Origin of the sequence: Nevskia sp. (assembly GCF_051860985.1) — a bacterium.
Classification (GTDB): domain Bacteria; phylum Pseudomonadota; class Gammaproteobacteria; order Nevskiales; family Nevskiaceae; genus Nevskia.
Genome location: NZ_JBIMKV010000010.1, coordinates 151,840 through 163,103 on the forward strand (window position 1 = coordinate 151,840; position 11,264 = coordinate 163,103).

General features: G+C 64.6%; 9 protein-coding genes and 2 tRNA genes. 10 read left to right on the forward strand and 1 reads right to left on the reverse strand.

Translation table 11 applies throughout. From position 1 onward, the window contains the following. Positions 1-112: 112 nt before the first annotated feature. From ACTIGJ_RS11895 to ACTIGJ_RS11930, 8 genes are all read left to right on the forward strand, one after another. Positions 113-189 (forward strand) — tRNA-His (locus ACTIGJ_RS11895). Positions 190-204: 15 nt separating this feature from the next. Continuing rightward, a tRNA-Lys gene (locus tag ACTIGJ_RS11900) sits at positions 205-280 on the forward strand. Positions 281-457: 177 nt separating this feature from the next. Continuing rightward, positions 458-1,666 carry a tyrosine-type recombinase/integrase gene (locus ACTIGJ_RS11905; RefSeq protein WP_439640535.1) on the forward strand — a complete coding sequence of 403 codons (1,209 nt, stop codon included), beginning with the start codon at positions 458-460 and terminating at the stop codon, positions 1,664-1,666. Beyond that, positions 1,666-1,857 carry a hypothetical protein gene (locus ACTIGJ_RS11910; protein ID WP_439640536.1) on the forward strand — a complete coding sequence of 64 codons (192 nt, stop codon included), beginning with the start codon at positions 1,666-1,668 and terminating at the stop codon, positions 1,855-1,857. The genes ACTIGJ_RS11905 and ACTIGJ_RS11910 overlap by 1 nt, the downstream gene beginning before the upstream one ends. Positions 1,858-2,303: 446 nt before the next feature. Next, entirely contained in the window at positions 2,304-5,177 is a 2,874-nt protein-coding gene (locus ACTIGJ_RS11915) for a class I SAM-dependent DNA methyltransferase (protein WP_439640537.1), read from the forward strand. A 4-nt stretch (positions 5,178-5,181) separates the two neighbouring features. Then, positions 5,182-6,402 carry a hypothetical protein gene (locus ACTIGJ_RS11920; RefSeq protein WP_439640538.1) on the forward strand — a complete coding sequence of 407 codons (1,221 nt, stop codon included), beginning with the start codon at positions 5,182-5,184 and terminating at the stop codon, positions 6,400-6,402. A 114-nt stretch (positions 6,403-6,516) separates the two neighbouring features. Further along, positions 6,517-6,711, forward strand: coding sequence for a helix-turn-helix transcriptional regulator (locus ACTIGJ_RS11925; protein WP_439640539.1), 195 nt, complete (start codon positions 6,517-6,519; stop codon positions 6,709-6,711). A gap of 11 nt (positions 6,712-6,722) precedes the next feature. Next, complete coding sequence (locus ACTIGJ_RS11930; protein ID WP_439640540.1) at positions 6,723-7,256, forward strand: hypothetical protein; 534 nt, start codon at positions 6,723-6,725, stop codon at positions 7,254-7,256. A 649-nt stretch (positions 7,257-7,905) separates the two neighbouring features. Here the strand turns inward: ACTIGJ_RS11930 and ACTIGJ_RS11935 are convergent. Beyond that, complete coding sequence (locus tag ACTIGJ_RS11935) at positions 7,906-9,216, reverse strand: multiheme c-type cytochrome (RefSeq protein ID WP_439640541.1); 1,311 nt, start codon at positions 9,214-9,216, stop codon at positions 7,906-7,908. Between the two features lie 347 nt (positions 9,217-9,563). Here ACTIGJ_RS11935 and ACTIGJ_RS11940 point away from each other — a divergent pair, with 347 nt between their 5' ends. Next, positions 9,564-10,310, forward strand: coding sequence for a PP2C family protein-serine/threonine phosphatase (locus ACTIGJ_RS11940; RefSeq protein ID WP_439640542.1), 747 nt, complete (start codon positions 9,564-9,566; stop codon positions 10,308-10,310). Then, positions 10,307-11,264, forward strand: a 958-nt coding sequence (locus ACTIGJ_RS11945) for a serine/threonine-protein kinase (protein WP_439640543.1), incomplete at its 3' end; no start/stop codon positions are given. The genes ACTIGJ_RS11940 and ACTIGJ_RS11945, both read left to right, overlap by 4 nt.

Below are 11,264 nucleotides of genomic sequence, written 5' to 3' on the forward strand. Positions count from 1 at the left end.
CTGCGCCCCCCGCAGGCATGGGATCAGAACGCAGACCGGCGCGAAGTTGCGCTGAAACTGTCGAAAAGATACCGGTGCAGCGGGGGCTGAGTTAAAATTGCAGCGTCAAATGGTGGGCGTAGCTCAGTTGGTTAGAGCTCTGGATTGTGATTCCAGAGGTCGTGGGTTCGAGTCCCATCGTCCACCCCATTTTCGGCAAGTTGCGGGTCGCTAGCTCAATTGGTAGAGCAGCTGACTCTTAATCAGTAGGTTCCCGGTTCGAGTCCGGGGCGACCCACCACCCGCACATTTTCCGAGGTCCGAAACGGTCCAAGGAAGTCCGAGAAAGCCGCACCCAATCAAGGGTTTGCGGCTTTTTTTGTGCCTTTTCCGTCCGCTTGGGTCCCGTCGAATCCGTTGACAGCCCGTGTTTGGCGGGGGTATCTCTGGGGGTATTCGGCATGGGCTGGGGGTACCGATGGCATTCACGGACGCAGCGGCGCGCAATGCGAAGCCCGGCGACAAGCCGCGCAAGATCACCGTAGGCGGCGGCCTTTACCTGTTGGTGCAGCCCAGCGGATCGAAGCTGTGGCGCTACAAGTACCGCGTTGGGGGTATCGAAAAGCTGCTGGCGCTGGGGGTATATCCGGACGTGCCACTGGCGAAAGCGCTGAAGGCGCACCGCGAAGCCCGCGAGTTGGTTGCGCAAGGTATCGACCCATCCGCTGCCAAGGTGCAGGACAAGACGGCCAAGCGCGCCCTGGAAACCAACAGCTTCGAGGCCATCGCCCGCGAATGGCTGGCACAGAAAACCATCGTTCCGACCTACATGGAGAAGATCACGGCACGGATGGAAGCCGACGTGCTTCCGTACATCGGCAGCCGGCCGATTGCCGACATCACCCGCGCGGAACTAACGGCGGTGCTGAAGCGCATACAGGACCGAGGCGCAATCGAGACGGCCCACCGCGCGCGCAGTGAGATCGGTCAAGTGTTCCGGTTTGCGATGAAGGACGACCGCGCCACGGTTGACCCGACCATCGCGCTGCGCGGCACGTTGAAATCCCCCGAGGTCAAACACTTCCCGGCGATCCTGGACCCCAAGCCGCTGGGGGAGTTGCTGCGCGCGATGCACGGCTATCAGGGCGATCCGATCACACGCGCGGCGCTCCGGCTGGCACCGATGCTGTTCGTGCGCCCTGGCGAGTTGCGGACGGCCCGCTGGGAAGACTTCGACCTGGACGCAGCCGAATGGCGCTACATCGCCAGCAAGAAGCGCAATCACCATCTGGTCCCGCTGGCGTCGCAGGCCGTTGAAGTGCTGCGCGACCTGTTGCCGCTGACCGGGCCTGCCGGTTTTGTCTTCCCTGGCGCGCGTACCAAGCACCGGCCGATGTCCGAAAACACCGTGAACGCCGCGCTGCGCCGCTTGGGCTTCCCGGTTGGCACCGTCACAGGCCACGGCTTCCGCGCCAGTGCGCGCACCTTGCTTGCCGAGCTGGGGTGGCGTACCGATGCAATCGAACGCCAACTGGCACATGCGGCCAGCGGCCCATTGGGGGGAGCCTATGACCGCGCCCAATTCCTGGCCGAACGCAAGCGGATGATGCAGGCATGGGCGGATTACCTTGACGCGCTGCGCGAAGATCGCAAAGTGATCGCGGGCAACTTCGGCAAGGCCGCCTGATGTCGAACGAGCGGATCACCAAAGACCGGCGCAGCTACTCGATTATCGGGCTGCTGTCGGCAGGAAGCCGTTTCTATAACGACGAATACACGGAAGACGACGCCGTGGCGGATTACTTGGCGCTGCACCCTGAAGCGGTCGAAGCGGACGTGCGCGCCGAATTGGCTGCCGAACTGGCCAAGCTGCGATGAGCGATCCCCCGTTCGAAGTACAGCGTGCTGGACCTTTACCTTGTGGGATCACGGATGACCGACGACTTCGATGAATCGGCTGCCGTCAACTACTACCTCAGACTTCATCCTGAGGCGGACGCTGACGTGGTAAGGGCGGAGCTTGAATCGGAGCTGAAACGAGTCTTAGGTAGCGGGTAGAAACTGCGCCTAGGCTTGCGTCGGATCGTCCAATTCGATGAGGCGGCCCGATGGCGGGCGATCTGGATCGGCTGCGCAATGGGACAACGTGGTTGCAGGCATCTTCGACTGCCTCTGCGGAACGGGCCTTGGGTCTCAGTTATCCACAGCGCCACCCGTATCAAGACGCACCTTGAACCGGGCGATTCCGCGTAACGCCGCTATGCTTGAGCGCAAGCAATGGAATGCACGGGCATTCCGGGCAATGCACCAAGACCTGACGGCCGATGACCCCGAGCGAGTTCATAGCGAAATGGAAAGGCGGCGGCGACGAACGCCGCGACGCACAGCCGTTTTTTGAAGACCTGTGCCGGCTGGTCGGACACCAGACCCCGCGCGAGGCAGACCCCGAGCACCGCTGGTTCACCTACGAATACGGCGCGAGCAAGACCAGCGGCGGCGACGGCTACGCCGATGTCTGGAAAAAGGGCTTTTTCGGCTGGGAAGCCAAGGGCACGCACAAGAGCCTGACCAAGGCTTATGAACAACTGAAAATGTACGCGGATGCCCTGCAGAATCCGCCGCTGTTGGTCGTGTCGGACCTGCAAACGATCATCGTGCATACCAACTTCACGAACACCGTGAAGCGGGAACACCGATTCACCGTGGCCGATCTGGAAAGCCAGGACACGCTGCGCATTCTGGAAGCGGTATTCAAAGACCCTGAACGGCTGCGCCCCGGCACGACGCGCGCCGCCGTCACGCAGGAAGCCGCTGACAAGTTCACCCGGCTGGCCGTGGCGCTGCGCGGTCGCAATCACGAAGCCGGTGCCGTGGCGCACTTCCTGAACCGGCTGCTGTTCTGCATGTTTGCCGAAGACATCGGTCTACTGCCGTCGCACCTGTTCACCAAGCTGGTTCAAAGTTCGCAGGGCAAGCCCGAACTGTTCACCGCCCGCAGCCGTGAGCTGTTCGCGGCCATGCACCGGGGCGGCGATGTCGCATTCGAGAACATTGAATGGTTCAACGGCGGGCTGTTCGAGGACGACAGCACGCTGCCGCTGCTGAACGACGAACTGAAGCTGTTGCTGGAAGCCTGTTTGCTGGACTGGAGCGAGATCGAGCCCAGCATCTTCGGCACCCTGTTCGAGCGCGGCTTGGACCCCGGAAAGCGCGCGCAGTTGGGCGCGCACTACACCGACCCGGCCACCATCATGAAGATCGTGCGGCCCGTGGTTGTCGAGCCGTGGCTGGCCGAATGGGAAACCGAGAAAGCCGAGCTGCTGAAGCTGATCGAAAAGGCGGGGCTGCACACGTCATCGGTAGCGGACACCGCCACACAGAAAGCCGCCAAGACCAAGGCGCTGAAGGCCGCGCAGGACCGTTACAACGCCTTCCTGGAGCGGCTGCGCAACTTCACGGTACTGGACCCCGCCTGCGGCAGCGGCAACTTCCTGTATCTGTCGCTGCGCGCGTTGAAGGACACCGAAAAGCGCGTGCTGATCGAAGCCGAGCGCATGGGCCTGAGCTTGCAGTTCCCGGCCATAGGCCCGCAGGCCGTCAAGGGAATCGAGCTGAACCGCTACGCCGCCGAACTGGCGCGCGTCACCATCTGGATCGGCGAGATTCAATGGATGATCGGCAACGGCTATGGCGTGTCGAAGCAGCCGATCCTGAAGCCGTTGCAGCAAATCGAAAACCGTGACGCGCTGCTGAACCCGGACGGCAGCGAGGCCGCGTGGCCTTCGGCGGATGTCATCGTCGGCAATCCGCCGTTTGTGGGCGACAAGAAGATGGCCGGCGAACTGGGAGCCGATACCGTCACGCGCCTACGGAAGGCTTACGAAGGCCGAGTGCCCGGTGGTGCCGATCTAGTCTGCTACTGGTTCGAGAAAGCGAATGACCGCATACGCAACGGAACGCTTAGGTGCGCAGGACTGGTCACGACCAACAGCATTCGTGGCGGCAAGAATCGCGAAGTCCTGAAGCACATCTGCGACGCAAGCCGAATCTTCGATGCCTGGAGCGATGAAGAATGGGTCAATGAGGGCGCGGCCGTACGGGTCTCGTTAGTTTGCTTCGGACGCAAAGACGGACCGGCCCGGCTGAATGGTGTCGAGGCAGGAACCATCTTTGCCGACCTGACGGCGGCCGGTTCCGCGTCTGTCGTCGATCTGACGCGCGCTGTTGCATTGAAGGCGAATGAAGGCGTGTGTTTCTCGGGCATCCAGAAAACGGGTCCATTCGAGATACCCGGTGAACTTGCTCGAATCTGGCTTAAGTTGCCCAATCCGAATGGACGCCCGAATAGCGATGTTGTGCGGCCTTGGTTTAACGGCTTGGACGTGACGCGACGGAATCGCGACTACTGGATTGTTGACTTCGGTACCGACGCGACAGAAGTTGATGCGGCGATGTACGAAGCGCCTTTCGCCCATATCCAGACGCACGTCCAGCCAACGCGCGTGGGCAAGCGAGAAGCGCGGACGAATGAGTGTTGGTGGCTGTTCCAGTGGTCACGCCCGGTCATGCGTCGTGCCTTAGCCGGGTTGCCGCGTTTCATCGTCACGCCTGAAGTTTCCAAGCACCGCGTCTTCGCATGGCTTCCAACCGGAGTGGTCGCGGACAAGAATCTGTCGGTTATCACGCGCGATGACGATGTCGCTTTTGGCGTACTTCACGCGCGACCGCATGAGATTTGGTCGCTTCGGATGTGTACCTACATGGGGGTCGGGAATGACCCCCGTTACACCGCGACAACTTGCTTCAATACCTTCCCGTTCCCGCAGGGCCTGACCCCAAACATCCCCGCCAAGGACTACGCCGACGATCCGCGCGCCATTCGCATTGCCGAGGCGGCGCGCAAGCTGGTCGAAGCCCGTGACCGCTGGCTGAACCCGCCCGAGTGGACGGACCGCGTGCCGGAGGTCGTGCCGGGCTATCCGGATCGCATCATCGCCAAGCCCGGCCATGAAGCGGACCTGAAGCAGCGCACCTTGACCAACCTGTACAACACGCGGCCCGCCTGGCTGGACAACCTGCATCGCGCCTTGGATGAGGCCGTCGCAGCCGCCTACGGCTGGGAATGGCCGCTGGCCGATGACGAAGTGCTGCGGCGACTGTTCGCGCTGAACCAAGCGCGCGCAGCGGCGGAAGCCTGATCCCGTGTCGGCGCTGGTCAGGGATGATCTGCCGCCCGAGCTGACGCCGGACGAATGGGCGGCCCTTAAGGCTGCGGCGATGCGCGGCAAGCTGCCGGCGGCACTGACCCCCAGCGAACTGGCCGCGTTGGCGTATCCGGACGCGCAGGCGGTATCGGATCGAAAGGCGCTGCTGATCGCGACCTGTGAGGCGCTGGAAGCGGGCGAGTTGGAGCCGGCGAGGCCGCCCAAAACATTGGCCGATCTTCACCCGTGTATTGCGGCACGCTGGAAGGACGCCCGCCCGCCATTCAATCCGACCGTTTCGGTCCTCCTCTGGTTTTTGGGTGAAGACTACGAAGCGCGCGAAATCGAAAGCGGGTTTCCGCGCCACAACTTTTGTATCCCCGTTGCCCGCGAGTCGTTTCTGGCTTGGGCGCGGACGCTTCAGATTGATCTGCCCGGCGCGTCTGTGATCCGCAGCCGCAGCCCGGACGACACGGACAAGGCGCGCAGCCAGCCTGTTGCGGTGCTGGCCGAGCTGCAACGCCTTCCCGCTTGGCTGACGCGGGAAGAATTGTTGTCGCTGTGGGCGACCGTAGAACATCCGCAGACGGCTGCAGCCCGAAGTGCCAAAGCCACAGCCAACCGCCTGCGGTTGGATGAGGGGCTGCGCGGCGGTCGATTGCCGCACCATCGCGCCATCGCTGTGGCCATGCCAACCGATGCGCTGCCGCCACCCGATGCCGAGCGGCCGGGTTGGCATTCCGCGCGAGCCGCAAAGCGCCGGCCTGCCTGGGAAGACACCGACCTTCCGCCGATGCCGGCCAGCACCGGCCAGCCCACGTTGCGGCCTGCGCAAGTCTGGCTGCATCGCGATGATTTTGACGATTGGGTGCGCGGCGAGCTGATCGCGCTTCCTGCTGACTGCCTGTTGCGGCATTGGTGGCCGTGGAAAAAGCCCGAGCCCGAGCCGCTGCGTCGCGAATCGGATCGCGTTCTGCGGCGGAAGCGTTCGAACTACGGCAGGGCTTCACATGCGACGCGCCGGCTAAGAGATTGGCGCGCGCTGATTGCCGAGGCGGAAGCCTTGATGGCGGGGCAGGGCATGACCCGTTCCGACGCTGCGCGGCGCGTTGCGCGCGCCCACAAGCTGACGGGCTGCGATGGCCCCCGCCTGAGCGGCCAGACCAAGACCTTGGCCAACAAGCTGGGCAACGTCGGCGACATCGCGGCGGCCGGCTGAGCGAGACGGCTAGCGCTTCCCGATTCGCGTTTCCCAACATCGTTTCCCGGAAGCATCGGCACGGGAAACACGACGCGGCACCGTTGCACCGTCATTCACGACGGAGCGCAACACATGTCACAAGACCTTCTGAGGCTTCCGCTGGTGATCCAGCGCACCGGGCTGGCGCGGACTTCCATCTATGCCGGCATCAAGCGGGGCGACTTCCCCAAGCCGATCCAGCTAGGCCCGCGCGCGGTGGCCTGGCCATCGGCCGACATCGATGCGTGGGTGGCGGCGCGGATCGAAGCCAGTAGAAAGGGCCGCTAGGAGTCGCGGCCGTGAACCCCCAAGCCAAGCGCCGAAAGCTGAAGGGGCGTCGGTCCGAAGGGACGTTCACGCAATGGCCGCACGCCTGCGCACAGCACGCGAACTACAAAGCGCTGACGCCAATTGCCAAAGCGCTGCTGTTCGACTTGCTGGGGCAGATACGCATGGCGAACAACGGCGATCTGGCCTGCGACTGGAAGCGGATGAAGGCGCACGGCTGGCGGTCGCGGACGACCGTTGAAAAGGCGCGTGCGGAGCTGGAGCGACGCGGCTGGATCGTCCGTACCTATCAAGGGTCGCTAGGCAATCGCTGCAACCTGTACGCGGTCACCTGGCTGGGGATCGATGAATGCAGGGGCAAGCTGAATGTTGCTGCCAACCCTGTGCCGCTGGGGTTCTGGAAGATCGGCAACAACCCGTGGCTGCAGCGTGACCAGCACTTGCGCCCGAAAGGACGGCGGACGCCGTTGACCAGCAACTGTGCAAGCAATCCGCAGCTTGACCAGCCGCTGGGCAACGAAACCTGCGCAGACCCCCGACCTTGACCAGACATTGGTCAAGTCAGGGGAAAAGCAGCGCGGCGGCTTGCCCAGCTTCTGGGCACCTTCTAAGAGTCACCATAGGGTGTTGCCGTTTGGCGCGGAAGGCTTGCGAGTGTCGAAGGCCGCTGCAACCGCGAATCGTCCGGCCGAAGCACCGCCGCCGACGTTGCCGACCTGGCCGACTGGGCCGGGGGCGGTCAAAAGTCTGGGCAGTCCGAGCCGGAAATCGATGTCCAACCTTTGTGCGCAGCGCCGCGAAATTGAAACGGGGGGGGTATCCGGGCCGATGCGGCCGGCTTCGCGACTGCTGAAGCCGGTTGCCGATGCCGGGTGGCGCATCGTTGATGCGAAGCCCAGCGGCCACGCCGACGCGCCCGCAGTTTCAACGCGCGACCCGGACCGAGCGGCACCGAGCCAAAGGCCGGTCAACGTCGCAGCGCCCCGGTATCTGGTCAGTTCTGGGGGTATTTTTGGGGGTAGCGAAAGAATCGGCCGATCAAAAACCACTGATCTAGTTGATGTTTAGCGCTCTGTTCGAGTGAGGGGCGACCACCCGCACATTTTCCGAAGTCTGAAACAGGCTGAAGAGACACAAGAAAGCCGCAATCCCAAACGGGACTGCGGCTTTTTTGTGTCCGGTTGCGGCTCCGTCTCAGCTGCTGGCGGATTGTTCGGCGGCGGTGGCCTTGATGGATTCGAGCGCTTTCCGCAGGCGCTCGGGATCGTACGGACGCTGGCTGTCGTCGACGGCGTCAAAGACCTCGCGGACCGGCTTCGCGAAGACCGTCTCCGGAAGCTGCGTTTCGGTCTGCAGATGGCTGCTCAAGGCGTCGAGTCCGTAGTAGACCTGCTTGGCCATCGTGAAATCGCCGGCGAGCTTGCCGCCGCCAGCGATGGCGAGGGCGTTGATCAGCTTCAGCAGTTCGGCTTTGCCAAGGGGTTTGCCGCGCAGTTCGCCGAGCGCGGTGTCGGTCAGTTTGCGGAGGTCGGCGGCAGCGCTCCGGATTGCCGGCACCGACTGCCGCGAGCCTTCGTGCAACTGCTTCAGCGCGGCATCCCAGGCGCGCGACGAGGGCAGGTCGAGCGTGCGCAGGATCAGCGACGACAGCACCAGGCTGGCGTCGGCGATACGAAGCTGGCCGGGGTCCTGGTGGCCACCCAGTCCAGCGTTCCAGCGCGGCGGCCGCATCGCGTGATGGCACGAGGAGCATTCGAAGAACACCAGCTCCGGGGTCAGGCCGTTGGCGGTCATCCGCTCGCTGCTCAGGCCGTCGAGCAGGAACTGGCCGGACACCAGCTGACCCGTGGCCCACACGGTGCCGCTGGCGGCGAAGTTCTTGCGCTTGCGGTAGTCGGCATCGACCTTGAAGTGTGCCGGCTGGATCAGCGTGTTGAAGGCCAGCTCGAACTCCAGCGGCGGGTGGCCGGCGCCCATCATGCGGTGGTTGATCGGCTTGCTGGCCGAGCCGAGATGGCAGTCCAGGCACAGCTTGGCGCGCACGGTCGGGTCTTCCAGCGGAATCAACCCCTGGGCGATGTTCTGGGCATGGCTGTTGCCCGAGACATGTGGCCCGAGCCAGTTCTTCGCGCCGCCGTGGCAGGCCTCGCAGCCGACGCCTTCGGACAGCGAGAAATGCGGTCCGCGCTGTGCTTCGGGAACGTAGTCGGAATGGCAGGTCAGGCACTCGGCCGCCTTGCTGGCGTCCTTGATGCCGAGGTTGTCGGCGATCCGCCGGGCGGCCGGCTTCAGCAGCAGCTTGAAGGCGTTCTGGTGGCCGTCCTTCTGCTGCCAGATGAAGTACTCGTCCTGGCGCACCGGCGAGTTGCTGATCGGCCGAGACGAGCCATGACAGGTGCTGCCCGCGCAGGTCGCGACACCGACGTGCTTGCTGTTATCCGGATTGTCGGCGCCGGCGATGGCTGCGAACAGCAGGACCAGGGCCAGCGCGGTGCGCGAGAACATCGTGGAGGTGCGTCGCGAAGGCCGAATGCCCATGTCTGGTCCGTCAAGAGTGCTGGTGCCGTGGAAGAATTGCCGGGTCGCCGCCGAGGCTTGAGAACCACCGCTCGGTTGGCGCATCAATTCTTGCCCAGGACCGGTCGGCGAAGCATGCGGTTGGCATGAGTTTCGCCGATAATGAAACCGCTGTACTGCGACTTCGCGCACAGCGCGTTCGCCTGCGCTACCACCGTCAAACCGGATACACGCCTTGCCCGCTTCGCGCATGCTGCTTCTGCCGATGCTGACGATTGCCGCGCGCCACGCGCTCGCGCGGCCGGCGGGTCGTGGCCGGAGCCGCTGACGCCCGCATGTCCAACTGGTTCGGTCGCTGGTGGCGTGGAAAGGAATCTCGGCTGGAGATCGGCGGGGTCACCCATCCCGGCCTGGTGCGCGATCACAACGAGGACGCCTTCGCCACCTTCCCGGAACAGGCCGTGGCGGTGGTGGCCGACGGCATGGGGGGGCTTTCGAAGGGCGAGATCGCCAGCGCGCTGGTGATCGACGCGGTGACCGATGCGATGCGCGACCAGCGCACGGCGGCCGAAGGATTGCTCGATGCCCACCAACGCCTCTGCGAGCTGCGGGCGGCGTCCGCCGGCGAGCGGATGGGATCGACGGCCGTTGCCATCACCGTGCACGGTCAGCAGGCGCGCATCGACTGGGTCGGCGACAGCCGCGCCTATCTGTGGCGCGACGGCGAGCTTCGGCAGATCACCCGTGATCACTCGTTCGTCGCGGAACTGCTGGAAGCCGGCGCGCTGACGGCCGAAGAGGCGGAGACGCATCCGAACCGCAACGCGCTGACCCGCGCGATCGGGGTGCAGGATGTCGCCACGTTGCAGGTGGATTCACTGGATCTCGCGCTGCGCGGCGGCGATCGCCTGCTGCTGTGCAGCGATGGCCTGTCCGGTTTCCTCAGCCACCAGCGCATCGCCGACTGCATGCGCAGCGCCAGCAACGCAACGGCCATGGCCGAGGAACTGGTCCGCCAGACGCTCAGCGGCACCGACGCCGCCGACAACGTCACGGCGGTCTGCATGGTGCTGCCGCCATGAGCACGCTTCCGGAAGGCACCGTCCTCGGCAAGTACCTGATCATTCGCCACCTCGGCTCCGGCGGCATGGCCGATGTCTACGAAGCCGAAGACAGCCGGCTCGGCCGGCGCGTGGCGTTGAAGGTGTTGCCGCCGGAACTGGCCCGCAACCCGCAGTTCATCCAGCGCTTTGAGAGCGAAGTCCGCAAGGCGGCGTCGCTGAACCACGGCGGCATCGTGCCGGTGTTCGACTTCGGCCTGGAGAACGGCACCCACTACTACTCGATGCGGCTGCTGACCCACGGCAGCCTGCGCAATCGCATCGACGACGGGCTCGGCGACCAGGAAGCCCTGTCGATCCTGCGCGACATGGCGGACGCGCTCGGCCATGCGCACAGCCGGCAGCCGCCGCTGGTCCACCGTGACGTCAAGCCCGAGAACATCCTGTTCGACGAACAGGGCCGACCGCTGCTGACCGATTTCGGCATCGCCAAGGCGATGGATGGCAACCGCAACCTGACGGCAACCGGCGTTGCCATCGGCTCGGCGCTGTACATGAGCCCGGAGCAGGCGCGCGGCAAGAAGGATCTCGACGGCCGGGCCGACCTGTACAGCCTCGGCGCGCTGTTCTACGAAATGCTGATGAAGGTTCCGCCGTACGACGGCGAGGACCAGATCTCGATCATCTTCAAGCACGTCACCGAGCCGATTCCGCAGTTCCCGGAGCCGTACACGCAGTACCAGGACCTGCTCGACGCGATGATGGCCAAGAACCCGGCCCAGCGTGTCGCCTCGGCCCGCGACCTGGTGGCGCTGATCGACCCCTTGCTGCCGCAGCGCCCGACGCGCGGCAACGCCGGCACGCGCACGACCGGCCAGACGCAGGGAGTAGGCGCCGGCGCCATCAGCGGCTCGGTGGAGCTCGAGCGGATCGAACGCGAGCAGGCGGCGGCGCGTGCGGCCGAGAGAGCGCGCG